Source organism: Egibacter rhizosphaerae, assembly GCF_004322855.1.
In the GTDB taxonomy this organism is placed as follows: Bacteria; Actinomycetota; Nitriliruptoria; order Euzebyales; family Egibacteraceae; genus Egibacter; species Egibacter rhizosphaerae.
In genome coordinates this window covers 531,786-551,335 of sequence record NZ_CP036402.1, presented here as the reverse complement: position 1 = coordinate 551,335, position 19,550 = coordinate 531,786, and the positions used below count along the sequence as shown (strand labels likewise).

The 19,550-nt window shown below is 67.3% G+C and carries 17 protein-coding genes and 3 pseudogenes; 17 read left to right on the top strand and 3 right to left on the bottom strand.

Annotation, left to right across the window (positions count from 1 at the left end; translation table 11 throughout):
- Positions 1 to 73: 73 nt before the first annotated feature.
- From ER308_RS21300 to ER308_RS02505, 8 genes are all read left to right on the top strand, one after another.
- The gene (locus tag ER308_RS21300; protein WP_165491762.1) at positions 74 to 406 is read left to right on the top strand and encodes a hypothetical protein; all 333 of its coding nucleotides are present in this window, start codon (positions 74 to 76) and stop codon (positions 404 to 406) included.
- A complete protein-coding gene (locus ER308_RS02535) occupies positions 400 to 1,170 on the top strand; it encodes a tripartite tricarboxylate transporter substrate-binding protein (protein ID WP_165491761.1) in 771 nt (256 codons plus the stop codon). The genes ER308_RS21300 and ER308_RS02535 overlap by 7 nt, the downstream gene beginning before the upstream one ends.
- A 122-nt stretch (positions 1,171 to 1,292) precedes the next feature.
- Complete coding sequence (locus tag ER308_RS02530) at positions 1,293 to 1,811, top strand: hypothetical protein (protein ID WP_131153547.1); 519 nt, start codon at positions 1,293 to 1,295, stop codon at positions 1,809 to 1,811.
- A 2-nt stretch (positions 1,812 to 1,813) separates the two neighbouring features.
- Positions 1,814 to 3,361 (top strand): tripartite tricarboxylate transporter permease, encoded by a 1,548-nt coding sequence (locus ER308_RS02525; protein ID WP_165491760.1) that lies wholly within the window; start codon positions 1,814 to 1,816, stop codon positions 3,359 to 3,361.
- A gap of 13 nt (positions 3,362 to 3,374) precedes the next feature.
- The gene (locus ER308_RS02520) at positions 3,375 to 3,785 is read left to right on the top strand and encodes a PPOX class F420-dependent oxidoreductase (RefSeq protein WP_131153545.1); all 411 of its coding nucleotides are present in this window, start codon (positions 3,375 to 3,377) and stop codon (positions 3,783 to 3,785) included.
- Positions 3,786 to 3,818: 33 nt separating this feature from the next.
- Entirely contained in the window at positions 3,819 to 4,241 is a 423-nt protein-coding gene (locus ER308_RS02515) for a VOC family protein (RefSeq protein ID WP_131153544.1), read from the top strand.
- Positions 4,242 to 4,335: 94 nt separating this feature from the next.
- On the top strand, positions 4,336 to 5,544 hold the full coding sequence (locus ER308_RS02510; RefSeq protein WP_131153543.1) for an MFS transporter: 1,209 nt from the start codon (positions 4,336 to 4,338) through the stop codon (positions 5,542 to 5,544).
- Between the two features lie 106 nt (positions 5,545 to 5,650).
- The gene (locus ER308_RS02505) at positions 5,651 to 6,520 is read left to right on the top strand and encodes an amidohydrolase family protein (protein ID WP_131153542.1); all 870 of its coding nucleotides are present in this window, start codon (positions 5,651 to 5,653) and stop codon (positions 6,518 to 6,520) included.
- 101 nt (positions 6,521 to 6,621) lie between these two features.
- On the opposite strand, the pseudogene ER308_RS22215 reads toward ER308_RS02505, so the two are convergent.
- Positions 6,622 to 6,853, bottom strand: a pseudogene (locus ER308_RS22215) (IS256 family transposase); the annotation flags it as partial.
- A gap of 751 nt (positions 6,854 to 7,604) precedes the next feature.
- On the opposite strand from ER308_RS22215, the gene ER308_RS02500 reads away from it, so the two are divergent.
- Entirely contained in the window at positions 7,605 to 8,414 is an 810-nt protein-coding gene (locus tag ER308_RS02500) for a reverse transcriptase domain-containing protein (RefSeq protein WP_205745859.1), read from the top strand.
- 163 nt (positions 8,415 to 8,577) lie between these two features.
- Here ER308_RS02500 and ER308_RS02495 read toward each other — a convergent pair.
- Positions 8,578 to 8,706 (bottom strand): annotated as a pseudogene (locus ER308_RS02495) (transposase); the annotation flags it as partial.
- A 171-nt stretch (positions 8,707 to 8,877) separates the two neighbouring features.
- On the opposite strand from ER308_RS02495, the gene ER308_RS02490 reads away from it, so the two are divergent.
- The 3 genes from ER308_RS02490 to ER308_RS02480 are packed head-to-tail and all read left to right on the top strand — an operon-like array spanning position 8,878 to position 12,001.
- Positions 8,878 to 10,092 carry a tyrosine-type recombinase/integrase gene (locus ER308_RS02490; protein ID WP_131153540.1) on the top strand — a complete coding sequence of 405 codons (1,215 nt, stop codon included), beginning with the start codon at positions 8,878 to 8,880 and terminating at the stop codon, positions 10,090 to 10,092.
- The gene (locus tag ER308_RS02485; protein WP_131153539.1) at positions 10,089 to 11,012 is read left to right on the top strand and encodes a tyrosine-type recombinase/integrase; all 924 of its coding nucleotides are present in this window, start codon (positions 10,089 to 10,091) and stop codon (positions 11,010 to 11,012) included. Before ER308_RS02490 ends, ER308_RS02485 begins: the two co-directional genes overlap by 4 nt.
- Positions 11,009 to 12,001, top strand: coding sequence for a tyrosine-type recombinase/integrase (locus tag ER308_RS02480; RefSeq protein ID WP_131153538.1), 993 nt, complete (start codon positions 11,009 to 11,011; stop codon positions 11,999 to 12,001). The genes ER308_RS02485 and ER308_RS02480 overlap by 4 nt, the downstream gene beginning before the upstream one ends.
- A gap of 92 nt (positions 12,002 to 12,093) precedes the next feature.
- Here the strand turns inward: ER308_RS02480 and ER308_RS02475 are convergent.
- Positions 12,094 to 12,204: pseudogene (locus tag ER308_RS02475) on the bottom strand (transposase); the annotation flags it as partial.
- Positions 12,205 to 12,804: 600 nt separating this feature from the next.
- Here ER308_RS02475 and araB point away from each other — a divergent pair.
- From araB to mmsB, 5 genes are all read left to right on the top strand, one after another.
- Positions 12,805 to 14,529 carry a ribulokinase gene (gene araB, locus ER308_RS02470; RefSeq protein ID WP_131153537.1) on the top strand — a complete coding sequence of 575 codons (1,725 nt, stop codon included), beginning with the start codon at positions 12,805 to 12,807 and terminating at the stop codon, positions 14,527 to 14,529.
- Positions 14,526 to 15,206 carry an L-ribulose-5-phosphate 4-epimerase gene (locus ER308_RS02465; RefSeq protein ID WP_131153536.1) on the top strand — a complete coding sequence of 227 codons (681 nt, stop codon included), beginning with the start codon at positions 14,526 to 14,528 and terminating at the stop codon, positions 15,204 to 15,206. Before araB ends, ER308_RS02465 begins: the two co-directional genes overlap by 4 nt.
- Positions 15,207 to 15,287: 81 nt before the next feature.
- The gene (gene chvE / locus ER308_RS02460; protein WP_131156862.1) at positions 15,288 to 16,424 is read left to right on the top strand and encodes a multiple monosaccharide ABC transporter substrate-binding protein; all 1,137 of its coding nucleotides are present in this window, start codon (positions 15,288 to 15,290) and stop codon (positions 16,422 to 16,424) included.
- A gap of 409 nt (positions 16,425 to 16,833) precedes the next feature.
- A complete protein-coding gene (gene mmsA / locus ER308_RS02455; protein ID WP_131153535.1) occupies positions 16,834 to 18,372 on the top strand; it encodes a multiple monosaccharide ABC transporter ATP-binding protein in 1,539 nt (512 codons plus the stop codon).
- On the top strand, positions 18,369 to 19,550 hold the full coding sequence (gene mmsB / locus ER308_RS02450; RefSeq protein WP_131153534.1) for a multiple monosaccharide ABC transporter permease: 1,182 nt from the start codon (positions 18,369 to 18,371) through the stop codon (positions 19,548 to 19,550). The genes mmsA and mmsB overlap by 4 nt, the downstream gene beginning before the upstream one ends.

Sequence of the window (19,550 nt, the reverse complement as noted above, 5' to 3'; positions counted from 1 at the left end):
TGAAAGCACCTCGCCCGGCTCAATACGTCGTAACAGGAGGACAAAAGGGATGCGTCCATTCCAGGGTCTCAGCTTGTTTCGCCTCGTCGCCGTCCTGGCGCTCTTCGCGCTCGTGCTGGCCGCCTGCGACGTAGACGACGGGCAGGAAGATCTCGCCGAGGAGGAGGACGAGGACGAGGTAGCCGCGGAAGACGGCGACGTAGACGAGGACGAGGGCGAGGACATAGACGACGCCGACGAGGGCGAGACGGTCGAGGCTGACGGACCTCCGGAGCCATTGGAGGACTTTCCCCGCCGCCCCATCGAGATGACCGTGGCGTACCCCCCGGGGGAGGGCAGGACGTACTCGCCCGAACCATCGCCGCTGTCGGTGAGGAGGTCACCGACGTCGACTTCCGTGTGGTGAACCGCGAAGGTTCTGGCGGGCTCGTGGGAAACACGTGGGCTGCGCAGGAGGCGTCGGAAGACGGCTATGACGTCCTCGTGAGCGTGAACCCCTTCCTGTTCTTCGACATCCTCATAAACGACGGCGACTTCACCCCAGACGACTTCGAACCCCTCGTGTGGGTCGGCTTCGACCCGATCCTCCACATCGTTCGAGCCGATTCCGAGATTGGGGAGTGGGACTACGAGGAGATCCTCGAGCACGCGGAAGACAACTCCTCCGACATCGACGTGGGGGTCATCCCCGACAACGCCTTCCAGTTCGCGACCATAGCCATCGAGGACGAGCGCGAGGTCCAGTTCAACCACGTCGCCTTTGACGGGGGCGCTCCGGGGGTCGAGGCGCTTCTCGGGGGCCACATCGACATGACGAATGCGTTCCATGCAGAAGTCGATCAGTATCTCGAGAGCGGGGAGTTGCGGGCGGTCGCCACGACCGAGCCGTACGAGCCACTGCCGGATGTCCCCGCATTCAGTGAGTTCGGCGCCGACCTCGCCCATCAGACCTTTGGGGCGGCACGATTCGTCGCGCTGCCGGATGAAGTCGATGAGGAGGTCAGCGACTACCTCCACGATCTGTTCCTCTACATACTGAGCACCGATGAGGCGGAGGAAGCGTTCGATGACGCAGGTCTCGTCCTCGAGCCGGCGCCCCAAGCCGAGACGGTCGAGGTGTACGACGAAGCGTGGGAGACGCTGAGCGACATGGTCGAGGAGATGGAGTAGCGGCCAACCGGCAGGACGGTTCAATGACTAAGCAAGCGAAGGGTCGTCCGGATTCGCACGATCTCGAGGACGAGTCTGCGAACGCCGCAAGTACCCCTCAGCCGAACCAGAACGGTCTTACGGTGGACTCACCCGCTGCGGCCCGCACCCGCGCGCTGCTGAGTGGCGCGCTGACCGTGGCTACCGGTGTCCTGTTCGTCATGGCGTTGGGCTTCCCGGAGGGATCCCGGGCGTACGCTGCCGCGACTTTGGGTGTGCTGAGTCTCCTGCTGCTCGGGTCGACAGGGCAATCCGTTCTCGAGTTCCGACGAGTATCGCAACAATCGAAGCGGTCTTCGGGGAGGGCGTACTTCCGCTCGGTGTCACCACCGTTCGCGGTGGTCTCGTTCCTGGCGACGTGGGTCATCTACCCGATGATCCTGATGGGGATGGGTTTCATCACGTCGACGGCCATCGCGATCGGGGTGTCATCGTTGGCCTTCGCGCGACGCCTACGAGGAGCCGTCACGAGCATCCTGGTGGCCGTACCGCTGGCGGTGTCGTTGTTCGTGGTGCTGCAGGTGCTCCTCAACGTGGGGGTGCCCCGCGCGCAGATTGACCGGCTCATCGAGAACTGGGCGTACGGCCTACTGTTGGGATAACGGTGCTCGAGGGCGTTCTCTTCGCATTGCAGCCGGCGAGCCTGGCGGCCGCCCTCGCGGGCGTGCTCCTGGGGTTAGTGTTCGGCGCCATTCCCGGCCTTACCGCCACGCTTGGCGTGGCCCTCCTGGTGCCGGTCACCTTCATCATGGAGCCCGCGCTCGGCATGATCATGCTGAGCGGGGTCTACGCGGGCGCCATATACGCGGGCACCATCACGGGCATCTTGCTGCGGATTCCCGGCACCCCCGCCTCCATCCCGAGCACGTGGGAGGGCTACGCCCTCAGGGAGAAGGGGGACGCAGAACTCGCCCTTGGGACCGCGGCGGTGAGTTCAGGGATCGGGGGCCTGCTCTCCGGGATCGTGCTATTCACCGCCACCCCGCCGCTTGCGCGCTTCGCGCTGCAGTTCGGCCCGGCGGAGTACGCAGCGATCTGCGTCTTTGGACTTGTGGTCGTGGGCACGATGTTCGATCGTTCTCTGTTGCGTGCGGGTGTCGCCACGTTCGTAGGGCTGAGCATGGGGGTTGTCGGGCTCGATCCGATCAGCGGTTACTCGCGGTTCGGCTTTGGTCAGCCCGACCTCGCGGGAGGCTTGTCCCTCGTGCCTGTCCTCATCGGCGTGTTCTGCATGCCCGAAGCCTTCCGCCTGGCTCGGCGGGCCGTCGAGGAACACCGTGCGGGACGCCCGATGCGACCCCCGATGAACCGGGGCAGGCTCCCTACCTTCAAGCTCTTCCGCCAGAACGGGTGGAACCTCGGACGCTCCTCGGCGATCGGGATCGCCATGGGGACGCTGCCCGCCGTGGGCCCGGAAACGACCCCCTTCGTGAGCTACAGTGCCAGCCGACGTTTCGCCAAGCACCCGGAACAGTACGGTCACGGCTCCCTCGAGGGGCTCATGGCCACGGAAAGCTCGAATAGCGCGAACGTAGGCGGGTCGCTGATCCCCTTGTTGGCGCTTGGCATCCCGGGGAGTGCCGTCGCCGCCGTGTTCGTCGGTGCGCTCACGTTGCATGGCCTTCGACCAGGCCCGTTGTTGTTCACGAGCGAGCCTGGGATCATGTACGCGCTCTTTACCGGCTTCCTGGTAGTCAACCTGTTCATGCTCTTGCTCGGCGTGTTCTTTGTCCGCCAGTTCGCAGTCGTTCTACGCATACCGCCCCATGTTCTCGCAGTAGGCGTTGCCCTCTTCTCCTCGATCGGCGCCTATGCCATCCACACGAGCCTCTTCGACGTGTGGATCATGCTCGGCGCCGCGCTCCTCGCCGCGGCACTGTCTTCCTTGCGGATCCCAGTCGCGCCGCTCGTGCTCGCACTCATCCTGGGTCCACTGCTCGAGGACAATCTCCGCAGATCGCTCCAGTTGTCGCAGGGTGACTGGATGATCTTCCTCCAGCGCCCCATCTCGCTCGCGTTTCTCATCTTCACCGTCGTAGCGTTCACCCTGTCGAGGAGGACGCGGCGCCTCCCCGGCGAGGTCGCAGGGGCGGAAAGTGGGACAGGTCGGCACGGGAGTCGCAATGAGCCGCCCGAGCAGCCATCGAGGTGAGGAGTAGCTACGCATGGATAATGACGGCAACGCAGCTATACCCGGAGCCGCGTACGATCTCTTTGACGAGCCTAACTTCGCCCACGTGGTCACGCTCTTCGCCGACGGAATGCCACACGTCACGCCCATGTGGCAGGAGCGGCAGGGTGACTCCGTGCTACTCAACACGAACCAGGGGCGATTGAAGACCCGCAACATCGCACGCGACCCCCGGGTTTCACTGAGCGTCCAGGACCGCAAGGATCCGTTCCGCTACGTGCAGGTGCGCGGACTAGCGGAGTTGAAGCCCGAGGGGGGGCAAGAGGACATCGATAGGCTGTCGATCAAGTACGTGGGCGAGCCGTTTCGCCCCCTCAAGGAGGGCGAGGTGCGGGTGTCCATCGTGATCCGGCCCAGCCGGGTGCAGTACGCGCCAACGCGTTAGACCTACGGGCCCAACGGACGACGAGGAGATGCGATGCAGTGGAGGCTACACCACGTGAACCTGCCGGCTCCCGACGTGGCGAGGTCCGCCGAGTTCTTCGGCAAGATCTTCGACCACGAGCCGGAGAGCTTTCCCGTGGCTGACGAGGACGACCGCGGCTCGTTCGACTACACCGAGCAGGGGCTGGCACTCATGCGTGCCCCTGACCGCGGTGGTGAGATGCATATTTGCCGGCCATCAGCGACTGTCGCCCGGGACAACGGGTGGCATATCAATCCCCTCGTCTCCGGCCACATAGCCTTAGAGGTCGATGACATCGAGGAGGTAAAACGCCAACTCGTCGAGATGGGTGAGTACTACGTGGACGCGGGTCCTTGGGCGATGCAGGGCTACCAACAGATATACTTCCACGACCCTGGCATGAACGTCATCGAAGTCAATCAACGCACCGACTGAGCGCACGTTGCCCCGAACCGGCCTCGGCTTAAAGGGGCGTACGCTGAGTAGCCGCGATTCGAGCGCCCCCACCACCCCGGCGCGGTCAACACGTATGAGTGGATGGTGGGCCTGGGGGGCGGTCGCGGCACTTTACGGCTACGGCTTCTTCCAGCGTGTCGCGCCGTCAGTGCTCGTCGACGAGTTGAGAACGTCTCTGCTGGTGGGCACCGCAGCGGTGGGTGGCCTGAGCGCCCTCTTCTATGTGAGCATGGCTCTGGCCCAGGTCCCCGCAGGCACATTGCTCGACAGGTTCGGTGCGCGGCGTGTGCTGACAGCAGGGTCCGTCCTGGCGGCCTTGGGCTCCGTCGCGTTCGCGGCGGCACCGAATATGAGCGCAGCGAGTGCAGGGCGAATCCTACTCGGTCTCGCCGCGAGCGTCGGGTTCCTGGGGTGCATGGTGGTGGCTACCCGGGTGCTGCCCCCTCACCGCTTCGGACTCGCCATCGGCCTGGCCGCGTCCATTGGCATGCTCGGCGCCATGGTCGGTCAAGCGCCCCTGCGCCTGGCGGTGGACGCGCTCGGCTGGCGAGAGGCGATGGCGGCGGTAACTCTCGTTCCGCTCCTGCTGGCGATCGCGTGCCTGATGCTGATCCCGAGGAATCGGAGCTCGCAGGAGGTCCAAGCCGATTCGCCAGCCGCATCCGGGGAACGGCTCGATTTACGTTCGATGCTCAAGAGACGTTCGATCTGGGTGTGCGGGATCGTGTCCGCGACGCTCGTACTACCTGTGAACGTGTACGCCGGTCTCTGGGCAGTTCCTTTCCTCCAGGAGGTGCGGAACTTCCCGGCGAGCCTCGCCGCCCTTGCTGCTTCGTGCATGTTGATCGGGTTCGGGATCGGAAGCCCGACCGCGGGCTGGCTGGCCACGAGGACCGGCCGGCCAAGGGCCCTGCTCGTCGGGGCGTTTGCGGTGATGTATTGTATCTTCGTCATGCTCGTGTATGGACCGCCTCTTTCGCGATCTTTCGTGTATCTGCTAATGGTGATCGCGGGGGCGGCCTCTGGCGCGATGGTGCTGGGCTTCGGGCTGGCTTCCCGCGGCGTGCCCGAGGATCGTCGTGGCCTGGCGTTCGGGATGGCCAACCTCGTGGTGCTCGGGTTCAGCGCTTTGGGGCAGCAAGCCAGCGGGTACGTGCTCGAGGTGGTTGCTCACCAAGACCTCATGGGGCCCCACGGCACCTATGGTTCCGCGCTGTTGCTGGTTGTCGGAGCGGGGGTTGTTGGATTGGTGCTGACACGGTTACTGCCTAGCACGGGGTAAGACCGAGGCCGCCTGAGCCTTGCCTCTTGTGGCTTGGCCACTCGCCTTCTAAGCTCACGCTGCCGGGCGGGAGCACCGGCACAACCACCACCCGGGGCAGCAACGCATGAGCCACCCTGATCCTGAGGTCGCCGAGAACGACCTGGTGGACACCCACCACCATCTGTGGCGCTGCGAGGATGTCATAACACGAGGCTGGACGGCTTCTGAGCCCCGGCTCCACCAAGACTTCGGCCTCACCCAGTACGAGCCGTTCGCCCGCGAGTGGGGGATCGCGCAGAGCGTGGCCGTGCAAGCCGCTGACGAACTGACGGAGAACTCTCGGTTGCTGGCCGACGTGGCAGACCCGCACTCGAGTCCCCGGCGGGTGGTCGGCTGGCTCCCCTTGGAGAAGCCGGACCAGACCGCGACCGTGCTCGCCGATTACGGGGGCGCCGACCTCGTCGGCGTGCGCCACCTTGTCAACTTCGAGCCGGATTCGCGCTGGCTGGGGCGGGACAGCGTCAAGGAAAGCTTGCGCGAGGTCGCCCGCCACGACCTCGTGTTCGAGGTGGTTCCCGTATCGGCGGACCACTTCGAACTCACCATGCAGCTGATCCGTGACATCCCCGACCTGCGCGTCGTAGTCGACCACCTCGGCAACCCGCCCCTGCAGAGTGGGGCAAACCCGACGTGGACGAGCGGGATGCGCGAGTTCGCTGAGTCAGGCGCGGTCGACGTGAAGGTCTCGGTCGGCCACGCGCTTCTGCGCCAGGGCACCGAGCTCGACAAGTGGGAACTCGAGCGGTGCGTCGAAGGTGTCGTGGAGATGTTCGGCGCCGAGCGCCTTCTGTGGGCCTCCAACTGGCCCGTCGTGACGCTGCACCCGCAGTGGCGGTCGTGGCTGTCGCGGACCCTCGCGGCGATCGACGGGCTCGGCGAGGACGACGCCCATCAGGTACGCGCCGCCAACGCCCGCAGGGTCTACCGGCTCTGACCCGCGCGGCTCGAGGTGCGCCCGTTTCGCTCGCTTTCCATCCCGTGCCTGCTCACGGAGTTCCACCACCGCCAGGCCGAGAAGGAGGGCCGGACGAAGCGATACGACTCCAGTTCGACCTCGCCGCCGTCGGTGCGGCGCACCCCGCGGCCGCTCGACGGGCACGCGCCGACCGCCGAGGGCCACCGAGCCCTGCTCGGTGCCGTGGCGATACGCCGAGCGGTCGGGGTCGTGCCGGTGCTTCTCGCCGGCGAGCTCGGCGACCTCGGCCTCCATGAGCTCGCTCATGACCTCTAGGCCGATCGCGGTCGAGGCCGCCAGCAGCCCCTCGCGCATGTGCTCGGGCGTTCTCGTTCGAGGTGCCCGTCGACGCGGCCGGCCAGCTGCTCGGGCAAGCCCTGCTCAGCTGCTCGGGCAAGCCCTGCTCAGCGCTGGAGGCGAGCTGCAACCCCGAGCCTGCCAAACGGCCAGCTCGGGGCGGAGGACCGCCACCTCAACTTCTACGACTCGCGGGAGTACGCCCTGAACCGATTGGGGGTGAGCTGCGTGCAAGTGGCGTAGTCGCTCGTGATTGGGTGCTCGTCGTCGCCGGCCGGTGAGAGTCCGGTCCGGGTAGCTGCCAGGGGCCCGGTAGCAGGCTGGCGGCTCGGCTTGGAAACGGGTCGGGTCGGAGTCCAGCGTCGAAAGCCCCGTTGGGGGAGCGACTGAGCGGTCCGCAGCATGACGCGAAGCCTGCCGCGCCGTGAACGTTGCCCGCATGTGTGCGGGGATTGAGGGAGTGCCGAGCCCGGTCCCTCAGGGCGAAGGCCATGGAAGCCGTGAAGAGCCTGGATGCGCAGCGGTGAGGAACTCCTCGGCGTAGAGGGCGTGGAGCGTTCAGAGGGTGACGACGGGAACTGGGGAGGCCCTCCCCGGCCCGGTCGGCTGCGGAGTGCGACCGGAGCGCGTGGCCCTATAACCAGCGAAGGCTGGGAAGTGGGCGGTGTGCCGGGTGGGCGTCGGAGGCGGTCGTAGTACTGCTGGAGTCGGGCGGACAACAGAACCGCCGGTGAGGGAAGGGCCGCTGCTTCATCGATGCGTCGCGGTGTGGGGAAGGGCGGTCGAGGAGCGGATCTGCGACCAGTCGCTGCTGCGACTCGTGCGCGCGATGCTGCGCGCCGGGGTGATGGAGCACGGCGCGGTCGCCCATCCGGTGACCGGCGCCCCGCAGGGCGGGGTGATCTCCCCGCTGTTGGCCAACGTGTACCTGCACCGGCTGGACCGGGAATGGCGCACCGGCCGCGACGGGGTGCTGGTCCGCTATGTTGACGATCTCGTGGTGGTCTGCAACAGCCAACGGCAGGCCGAACGAGCGCTGCGCGTGCTCGAAGAGCGCCTCGCCGCACTGGGACTGCAGACCAAGGCGGCCAAGACCCGCATCGTGCACCTGCAAGAAGGCGGGGAAGGCATCGACTTCCTCGGCTTCCACTTGCGCATGGTGCGGGGCCGCTCGCCGCGCAGCCGTCACGTGGTGTTCCTCGCACGCTGGCCCTCACGCAAGGCGATGCAACATGCCCGCGACCGGCTGCGGTTTCTCACCGCACGGGCCCGGCTGGCCGCGCCCCACGACCAAGTGGTGGCCGAGATCAACCGGTTCCTGCGCGGGTGGGCGGGGTACTTCCGCTACGGCAACTCCGCCTACTACCTTGACCGCATCCGATCCTTCGCGGTCCAACGACTCGCCCGCTACGTCGGCTACCGCCACCAGGCGGCTATCGCTACGGCTGGCACCGCGTGGTGCACGCCTCACCGGACTGCATGGGCATCATCGGCCTCAACGGCATCGTCGTCGCGCCCAGGGCCCACAAGCCCTGGCGGGAGAAGCCGAACGCCACCTGGTGAACGACGTCGGTGAGCCGTGTGCGGGAGAACCGCACGCACGGTTCGACGGGGAGGGGTTGGAACGGACGCGCCCCGCGCATGGCGGTGTGAAGCCGAAGCCGACGCAGGAAACCGCCCGGCCCGTACGCTGCCCGCCTACCCTCGGGACTCCCGCGCACCGCGCCAGCCCCTCACCCAGCCAACCTCGCGAGGCGTTCCTTGGCGGCCTGCTCGCTGGGCGCGGTGTAGACCGGCCGCAGGTCGCGAGCCATGGCGTCCCAGTCCGCTCGGGACGCCAGTCGGAAGGTGTTGCGGATCAGGTGCACCTTATGCCGACGTCGGCATAATCGGCATTACGCCGACCTTCGGATTATGCCGACTTCGGTCGGCGGGGGCGGTCGAGCGCTGCGTGAGGGCGCTTTTCGTGCGGTGGGGGTCGGCATAATCTCGTCGGGCCGGCGGATGCTCGCTTCTTCATCGAGTGGAGAGGGGCGAGCATGTCGAGCTTGCTTGGGGTCCGGTTCTCGGGCCCGTTGGAGTCGTACTCGAGCGGGTTCGCCGACGAGTTGTCCCGCCAGGGCTACAACCCGGTCGCGGGGCTGAAGGGTCAGCTGTTCCTGGCCGCGCATGTGAGCCGCTGGCTTGCCGATCGTGACTTGGCACCGGCGGCGCTGGGGTCGTCGGGGGTGGCCGAGGAGTTCTTCGCTGACCGTCGGGCGATGGGCTACACCAACTACCGGACGGTCAAGGCGTTGGGGCCGCTGCTGGCGTATCTACGCGGCCTCGGGGTGGTGGGGCCGGCGCCCGTGGCCGAGGTTACCCCAGCCGAGGCGCTGTTGGAGCGCTACCGCGCCTATCTGACCAGCGAACGCGGACTGGCGTCGGCGACCGCACGGGGCTACGTCGACGCGGTGCGCTCGTTCGTCGCCGGGCGGGTCATCGACGGCGAGGGCGATCTCGCAGGGCTCACGGCGGGCGAGGTGACCGCGTTCGTGGTCGCGACCTGCCCGGGCCAGACCCAGGGGTCGGCCCGGATGACGGTTACGGCGCTGCGGTCGCTGCTTGCGTATCTCCACGTGGCAGGGCTCTTGGAGGAGTCGGTGGTCGCCGCGGTGCCCTCGGCGGCGTCGTGGCGGCTGTCCGGCGTGCCCAAGGGTCTCGAGCCTGGCAAGGTGGCCCGGCTACTGGCCTCCTGCGACCGGCGCACCCGCACCGGACGGCGGGACTTCGCGGTGCTGATGCTGCTGGCCCGGCTGGGGCTGCGGGCCGGTGAGGTCGCCGCCCTCGAGCTCGATGACATCGACTGGCGCGCGGGCGAGCTGACCGTTCGCGGCAAGGGCGACCGCCATGAGCGCCTCCCGCTGCCCAACGACGTTGGCCGAGCACTGGTGGGCTACCTGCGACGCGGACGGCCGACCACCGCAACGGGGCGAGAGGTGTTCGCGCGTGTGCGGGCCCCGCTCGGGCCGATGACCACTCGGGCGGTCACCCACGTGGTCTTCGCCGCCGGCAAGCGCGCCGGGCTCGGCACGGTCCACGCCCATCGGCTGCGCCACACCGCCGCGACGCAGCTGCTCGCCGCTGGAGCAGGGCTAGTCGAGATCGGCCAGCTGCTGCGTCACCGCTCGCAGCTTTCCACGACGATCTACGCCAAGGTCGACACCGAGGCGCTGCGCACCCTGGCCCGCCCGTGGCCGGGAGGTGTCGCATGAGCCCGCTGGCCGCGGCGCTGGCCGACTACCTCGCGGTTCGTCGGGTGATGGGCTACAAGCTCGAACGGGCCGGCAAGCTGCTCGCCCAGTTCGTCTGCTACCTCGACGCCGCCGACATCACCACGGTCACCGTCGACCATGCCCTGGCGTGGGCGACGCTGCCAGCCGACGGCAGCGTGAACTGGTGGGCGCATCGGCTCTCGGTCGTGCGCGGGTTCGCGACCTACCTGGCCACCATCGACCCCACGACCGAGGTCCCACCCTCCGACCTGCTGGCCTATCGAAAGCGCCGTGCGACCCCGTTCCTGTACTCCAACGACGACATCGCGGCGCTGCTCGCCGCCACCCAGACGCTCTCGGGCCCGCTGCGACGGTCCACCTACCAGACCCTGCTCGGGCTGCTAGTGGTCACCGGTATGCGCATCGGCGAGGCCATCGGCCTCGACCGCAGCGACGTCGATGCCCGCGCCGGGCTGCTGATGGTGCGCTCGACCAAGTTCGGCAAGGACCGCCAGCTCCCGCTGCACGCCTCGACGACACAGGCGCTGACCCGCTACCTGACCTACCGGGACCGGCTCTTCCCCCAGCCGGAGACGACGGCGGTGTTCATCTCCACTGCCGGGACCAGGCTGCGCTACTGCAACGTCCACTGGACCTTCCAAAAGCTCATCGACCACGCCGGACTCGAACCACGCTCGTCCTCGTGCCGGCCGAGGATCCATGACCTGCGACACTCCTTTGCCGTCCACACCATGCTCGAGGCCTACCGCAGCGCCGCTGACGTGCAGGCCCACCTGCCGCTGCTGTCGACCTATCTCGGCCACGTCCACCCGGCCAACACCTACTGGTATCTCTCCGCCGCCCCCGAGCTGCTCGCACTCGCCGGACAGCGTCTCGAAGACCTGGAGGGCGGCCGATGAGCGCGCTCGCGCCGACCCTGCAGGCGTTCTTCACCGACCGGCTGATCCGACAGCGCCACGCCAGCGCCAACAACGTCGGCGCCTACCGCGACGCATGCAAGCTGCTGCTCAGCTTCGTCTCCGAGCGGACCGGCAAACAGCCCTGCCACCTCGACATCGGCGATCTCGACGCCGAGACGATCGCGGCCTTCCTCGACCACCTCGAACACGACCGTGGCAACAGCATCTCGACCCGCAACGCCCGGCTGGCCGCGATCCGGTCGCTGTTCCGGTTCGCCGCACTGCGCCATCCCGAGCACGCCGCCGACATCGAACGGGTGCTGGCCATCCCACCCAAACGCCTCGAGCGTGCCCTGATCGACTACCTCACCGACACAGAGATCGACGCGCTGCTCGCCGCCCCCGACCCGACGACCTGGACCGGCCGGCGCGACCACACCCTACTCACCCTCGCGATCCAAACCGGCCTTCGACTCTCCGAACTGATCGGGCTGCGATGCGGCGATCTCTACACAGGAACAGGCGCGCATGTTGCCTGTCACGGCAAGGGACGCAAGGACCGCATCACCCCGATCACCCCATCAACCGTCGCCGTGGTCACCGGCTGGCTCGCCGAACGCGACGGGCACCCCGACCAGCCGCTCTTTCCCTCCCGACGTGGCACTCCGCTGTCTCGCGACGCGATCGAGCGGCGCCTTGCGATCTACACCACCCGCGCCGCCCAGGACGGCTGCCACACGCTGCACGACAAGAAGGTCAGCGCCCACGTGCTGCGCCACACCGCCGCGATGCGACTGCTCCACGCGGGCATCGACACGTCGGTGATCGCGCTCTGGCTCGGCCACGAGAACGTCGAGACGACCCAGATCTACCTCCACGCCGACCTCGCGCTCAAAGAACGCGCCATCGCTCGAACAACGCCCCCCAACACCACACCCGGCCGATACCGACCTCCCGACACGGTCCTCGGGTTCCTCGACACCCTGTGATTATGCCGACCCCGCGTGCGCGAGAACCGCCGCTACGCCGCCATCAGCATCAGACCACCCCACCAGGTCGGCATAATCCGAAGATCGGCGTAATGCAGCACACACGTTTGGATGACCGCCAGCGGCCAGGTCGCCTCGATCGCTGCGGGCAGCCCTTTGAGGCCGTCGCAGACGACGATGCACACGTCCGCGGTGCCGCGGTTCTTTGCTTGTCGAGGGGTTCGCCGGCGGCGAGGTGTTCGCGGATGGCGGCGGCGAGGCGACCTCGTCGCCGCCGAGGTTGATGCGGACGCGGGCGAGATCGAGCAAGCGGCTGGTGCGAGTGGCGTTGCGGAACGAATAGGCGCGGGCGCCGGTGAGCTCGCGGACCAGGCGTGGCGTGCCCGGCAGCTGGCGCGAGCACCTCCGCAGCCGCCTCGCGCACCGGGAACGCCCAGGTGCGCGGCGTCCGACGTTGCGCAGCCCACCTCCGCCCAACGGACATCGGCTATCCGTCGTCGGTGCGCGGTGGCGCTGGTAGACGGGAGGGGCGGTGTCCGGGTGTTGGGGGGGCAGTCGATCGCCGTGCATACCGGTGTGCGGCGCGCACCACGAGGGCCCACGAGCACCTCGACGAACACCAAGCCGGCCGACCGTACTGCGCCATCCCACGACCGCTGGCTTGGATCGGATGACGGCACATGTTCGAGACGGGCTTGACGGACGTTTAGGTTGCGTTACCATCCGAGACGCGTAGTTGGCTGGTGCATCTGGAAGCACACGTGGCGGGATTGCTGCCTGTTCGGCGAGTAACGCGGAGAGCTATGACGCGGCCCAGCGATGTTAGCGCTAACGGGTTCGAGCATGCCGGCGAGGATCCGCCGCCAGCGGCGTCCCAGTACGTCATCGGTGTCGACTACGGGACCCTTTCAGGCCGAGCGGTGGTGGTCCGCGTCTCGGACGGCGCAGAGCTGGGTTCAGCGGTCCACGAGTACCCCCACGGGGTGATTGACGCGACGCTGGCCAGCAGCGGTGAGCCGCTTCCCCCCGAGTGGGCGCTGCAGGTGCCCGCCGACTACATTGACGTGCTCCGGTACGCCGTCCCCGAGGCCGTCTCCGCCAGCGGGATCGATCCCGAGCAGGTCATCGGCATCGGCACCGACTTCACCGCGTGCACAATCCTGCCGACCACCGCCGAGGGCACCCCGCTGTGCGAGCTGGACGCCTTCACTCATCGGCCGCACGCCTACATCAAGCTGTGGAAGCACCACGCCGCCCAACCGCACGCGGACCGCATCAACACGCTGGCGCACGAGCGCCGCGAGCCCTGGATCGCGCGCTACGGGGGCAAGCTCTCCTCAGAGTGGGCGTTCGCGAAGGGACTGCAGCTGTTCGAGGAGGACCGTGAGCTCTACGAGGTGATGGACCACTTCGTCGAGGCTGCGGACTGGATCGTGTGGCAGCTCACCGGGGAGTACCGGCGCAACGCGTGCACCGCCGGCTACAAGGCCGTTCGTCAGGACGGTCGGTACCCCTCCGAGGACTTCCTGGCGGCGCTCGCCCCAGGGTTCGAGGGCTTCGTGCATGACAAGATCGAGCGACCCATCGCCGAACTGGGCGAGCGGGTCGGCTCGCTCACGGCCGAGGCAGCCGCCTGGACCGGCCTGCCCGAGGGGATCGCGGTGTGCGCCGGCAACGTCGATGCGCACGTGACCGCGCCGGCAGCACGAGCCGTCGAACCGGGGCAGATGGTCGCCATCATGGGGACCTCGACGTGCCACGTGATGTCGAGCGACGTACTCGCCGGCGATGTTCCGGGCATGTGCGGCGTGGTCGAGGGCGGGATCGTGCCTGGCTTGTACGGCTACGAGGCCGGACAGAGCGGGGTGGGCGACATCTTCGCCTGGTTCGTCGATCACGGCACGCCCGCCTACGTCGCCGAGGAGGCCGAGCGCGCAGGTCTCGGGGTGCACGAGTTGCTGACCGAACAGGCCTCGGGGCTCGCGGTGGGTGAGTCGGGGCTCGTCGCGCTGGACTGGCACTCGGGCAACCGCTCCGTGCTGGTCGACCACGAGCTCTCCGGGCTGGTGGTCGGCACGACGCTGGCGACCCGCCCGCACGAGGTCTACCGCGCGCTGCTCGAGGCCACCGCGTTCGGGACCCGCCGCATCATCCAGGCTTTTGAGGACTCCGGCGTTGCCGTGCGCGAGCTGGTCGTGGCCGGCGGGCTACTCAAGAACGCGCTGCTGATGCAGATCTATGCGGATGTCACGGGCAAGACGCTGAGTCTGATCGGGTCCGAGCAGGGGCCGGCGCTCGGCGCGGCGATGCATGCCGCGGTCGCGGCCGGCGCCCATCCCGACATCCACGCCGCGGCGCACGCGATGGGGTCGCGCAGCGACGCCGTGTACACCCCGGACGCGGCGGCGCACGAGGCGTATAAGGAGCTCTACGCGGAGTACGAGCTGCTGCACGACCACTTCGGACAGGACGGCAACGATGTGATGCGCCGGCTCAAGGCCCGCCGTCGCGCGGTGGTGGACGCATGAAGGCCGACCAGGTCCCCCCCGTGACGCTCGCCGAGCTGCGCTCCGAGCTCGTGCACCGTCACCGCCAGCTCGTGGACTACCGCTTGGTGGTGTGGACAGCCGGCAACGCATCGGTCCGGGTGCCCGACAGCGAGTTGTTCCTGATCAAGGCCAGCGGCGTGGATTATGACGCGCTAACACCGTCGTCGATGGTGCTGTGCCACCTCGACGGTTCGCTCGCCGAGGAGTCCGAACTCTCCCCCTCGTCCGACACTGCGGCGCATGCCTACGTCTACCGACACATGCCCGAGGTCGGGGGGGTCGTGCACACCCACTCCAACTACGCCTGTGCGTTCGCTGCGGTCGGTGAGCCGATCCCGTGCGTGCTTACGGGCATCGCGGACGAGTTCGGCGGCGAGATCCCGGTCGGGCCGTTCGCCCGGATCGGTGACGACGCGATCGGCCAAGGGATCGTCGCCACGCTCAGCGGACACCGTTCGCGGGCGGTGCTGATGGCCAACCACGGCGTGTTCACGATCGGTGAGGACGCCAAAGCGGCGGTGAAGGCCGCCGTGCTCTGTGAGGACTCGGCGCGCTCGGTGTTGCTCGCACGGGGGCTGGGAGCGCCCCGTGTGATCGCCCAAGACGACGTCGACGCCCTCTACGAGCGCTACCAGAACGTGTACGGACAACGGTGACCAACACGAGGGCCAGCACGACCATCGCGCCCGCCGGGCTCGATCTATGCGCAGGGGAGATCCAAGGAGCTAGAGATGAGGATGAGGATGAGCACCACGATCAGGACGCTCGTCGGAGCGCTGACGCTCGCGTTGGCCCTGGCGGCATGCGGAACCGAGGAGGTCGCCAACGGCGACGAGGGAGCCGACGGGGAGGGTGGTCTGGTCGGTGTCGCCATGCCGACCGAGACCTCCGAGCGCTGGATCGCCGATGGCGCTGCGACGGAGGCAGGGCTCGAGGAGGCGGGCTACGAGGTCGAGCTGCAGTTTGCCGGCGACGACATCCCGACCCAGCAGGACCAGATCGACCAGATGATCACGCAGGGCGTGGAGGCGCTGATCATCGCGGCGATCGACGGGACGGCGCTGTCCGGGCAGCTCGACGCTGCCGCGGCGGAGGGCATCCCTGTGGTCTCCTACGACCGGCTGATCCGTGACAACGAGAACGTCGACTTCTATGTCACCTTCGACAACTACAACGTCGGGGTGCAGCAGGCGACCGCGCTGCTGGTCGGTTTGGGCCTGCTCGACGAGGACGGGAACGAAGGCGACGCCGAGGGCCCGATAAACGTCGAGCTGTTCGCTGGCTCGCTGGACGACAACAACGCTCACTTCTTCTGGGACGGAGCGATGGACACGCTCGAGCCCTACTTCGACGACGGCACCCTCGAGGTGCCGTCAGGCCAGATGGACATCGAACAGGCCGCCACGCTGCGCTGGAGCCAGGAAGAAGCCCAGAGCCGCATGGACGACCTGTTGACCGCCCACTACAGCGACGATACCGAGTTGGACGGCGTGCTCTCCGCGTTCGACGGGCTCTCACGCGGGATCATCACCGCGCTGGAGAACGCTGGCTTCCCCGACACGATCGAGGAGGGCATGCCCATCATCACCGGTCAGGACGCCGAGATCGCCTCGGTCACGTTGATCGACCAAGGCGTGCAGGACTCAACCATCTTCAAGGACACCCGTCTGTTGGCTGAGCAGGGTGTGACCGCCGTACAGGCCTTCCTCGAGGGTGACGAGCCGGAGCCGAACGACACCGAGACCTACGACAACGGTGTAAAGGTGGTCCCGTCCTACCTGCTCGACTCGACGATCATCTACGACCACAACATCGAGCAGGAGCTCGTCGAGACGGGGTACTACACCGCGGACGAGGTCGAAGCCGGCCAGTAGCCCGACCGCGCGGGTACGTGCCGTGCGGCTCGGTGGGCAAGCTCGCTCGCCGGGCCGCACGGCCCGAACGACCTCCGGACGTCACCGGCAGAGGAGCAGCACCCATGACATGCCCTGTGTCAAGCCGCTGGTCGAGATTGTTCGGCTGGGGCCAGCAACTTGAGGGCGCCTCGGTGCTGGGCGGGCTCGTAGGAGGTGCCGTCTTGCCAGCAGCGTCGGAGGACACGCAGCCAGGCGCGGGCGAGGATGCGGGTGGCGTGTTGGTGGGTTTTACCGGCGGCGCGGTGGCGGTCGTAGATGGTTGCGGCCCAGGGGCTGGCTCTGCGGCTGTCAAGCACCCAAGGCGGTGGTCCGACAGGCACCAGGGGTGCATCAGCAGTCCCGTGACCACTGATATCGGGATGCACCAGTGAGCGGTGACATCCTTCAGATGCGCTCCATCAGCAAGCGCTTCCCGGGCGTCAAGGCACTCGACGGTGTGTCGCTGAACGTCCGTAGCGAGGAGATCCACGCGATCTGCGGAGAGAACGGGGCCGGCAAGTCCACCCTGATGAAGGTGCTCTCTGGTGTGCATCCGGCCGGCACTTACGAGGGGGAGATCCACTTCGACGGCCATCCCGTGAGCTTCCACTCGATCAACGAGAGCGAAGCCAGCGGGATCGTGATCATCCACCAGGAACTGGCGCTGGTCCCGGAGCTGTCGGTCGCGGAGAACATCTTCCTGGGCAACGAGCGCTCCCGTGGCTCGTTCATCGACTGGCACAAGACCAACGCTGGGGCCGCTGAGCTGATGGCGCGCGTCGGGCTACGCGAGGAACCCACCACCTTGGTCTCCCACCTCGGTGTGGGTCAGCAGCAACTGCTCGAGATCGCCAAGGCACTGTCCAAGGACGTGCGCCTCCTCATCCTCGACGAGCCGACGGCGGCGCTCAACGAGCAGGACTCCGAACACCTGCTGGACCTGCTCCGCGGGCTCCAGGCACGGGGCATAACGTGCATCATGATCTCGCACAAGCTCAACGAGATCGCCGAGATCGCCGAGTCCACCACGGTCATCCGGGACGGACGCACCGTGGAGACGTTGGACATGTCCACCCCGGACGCCACCCAGGATCGCATCATCCGTGGCATGGTCGGCCGGGACCTGGGCGACCGATTCCCCAAGCGCGACGTCGAGCCGGTTGACGAGGTGTTCCGCATCCGGGACTGGACCGTCATGCACCCCACCCAGGCGGAGCGCAAGGTCGTCGACGGTGCCGAGCTCTACGTCCGTGCCGGCGAGGTCGTGGGCCTCGCCGGGCTGATGGGTGCGGGCCGTACCGAACTGGCGATGAGCGTGTTCGGTCGCAGCTACGGGCGCACGGTCTCCGGCACCGTGTCCATGCACGGACGCGAGGTGCCGACGACGACCGTTAGCGAGGCGATCGAGAACGGCATCGCCTACGTCACCGAGGACCGCAAGCGCTACGGGCTGAACCTCATCGACGACATCCGCGGCAACATCTCGGCCGCCGGGATTCGACAGGTCGCGACACGAGGCTGGGTCAACGCGAACGAGGAGATCGTGGTCGCCGAGCGCTACCGGCGTGAGCTCGCGATCAAGACGCCGACGGTACTCACACCCACCCAGCAGCTCTCAGGCGGCAACCAGCAGAAGGTCGTGCTCAGCAAGTGGCTCTACACCGGACCGGACATGCTCATCCTCGACGAGCCCACCCGCGGCATCGATGTCGGTGCCAAGCAGGAGATCTACAGCATCATCAACGGTCTCGCACGCTCCGGGAAGTCCGTGCTGTTCATCTCCTCGGAGCTCCCGGAGCTGCTGGGGATGTGTGATCGCATCTACACGCTCTCCGCCGGTCGCGTCACGGGTGAGGTGCCGCGCGACGAGGCGAGCCAGGAGCGGCTGATGGAGCTCATGACCCAGGAGAAGGACGAGACTTCATGACCGAAACCGCGAACCTCAAGGAGCTCCTGACGCGCAACCTGCGTCAGAGCGGGATCTTCGTCGCCTTCGTCGCGATCGTGCTCCTGTTCACGATCCTGACCGACGGCGTGCTCCTGAGCTCTGGGAACCTCTCCAATGTCGTCCTGCAGTTCTCCTACATCCTGATCCTAGCCATCGGCATGGTTATCGTGATCATCGGTGGACACATCGACCTGTCGGTGGGATCGGTGGTGGCCCTGACCGGTGCGGTGTCGGCCGTCGTGGTCATCCAACAAGGCATGCCGTTCTGGGCCGGTGTGCTGGCAGCCATCGCGACGGGGCTGCTGGTCGGGGCCTGGCAGGGCTTCTGGGTCGCGGTCGTGGGCGTCCCCGCGTTCATCGTCACGCTTGCGGGCATGCTGCTCTTCCGCGGCATGACCCTGCTGGTGCTCGGCAACATCTCGCTTTCGCCGTTCCCCGCCGAGTACACGGTGATAGCCAGCGGCTTCCTCGACGGCTTCCTCGGCGGCACCGAGGTGGATGTGTTCACGGTGCTGATCGGAGTGCTCGTCGCCGTGGGCTACGCGATCAGCGCGTTTCGCAAGCGCAGAGGCATGATCCGCTACGACCAGACGGTGGAAGCGACCTCGCTGTTCCTCCTGCGTATCGGCCTGGTGAGCCTCGTCGTGATCGCGTTCGCCTGGCGTCTGGCGGAAAGCCGGGGGTTGCCGGTCGTGCTCATCATCCTGGCCGTGCTCATCCTCGGCTACACCCTGGTGACCAAGAAGACCATCTTCGGACGTCACGTCTACGCGATCGGCGGCAACCAACACGCAGCCGAACTCTCCGGCGTCAAGGTGCGCAAGATCAACTTCTGGATCTTCGTGAACATGGGATTCCTCGCCTCCATCGCGGGCATCGTGTTCTCGTCACGCTCCAACGGTGCACAACCGGGTGCCGGGGAGATGTTCGAGCTGGATGCGATCGCGGCGGCCTTCATCGGTGGTGCGTCGGTCAAGGGCGGCGTCGGTACCGTCATCGGTGCCGTCGTCGGGGGGCTGATAATGGGTGTCATGGCCAACGGCATGCAGCTGATGGGCATCGACCAGGCCCTCCAGTCGGTGGTCCGAGGTCTCGTGCTGTTGCTGGCCGTCGCCTTCGACGTCTACAACAAGCGGCGTGCGACGGCGAAGGGGTGA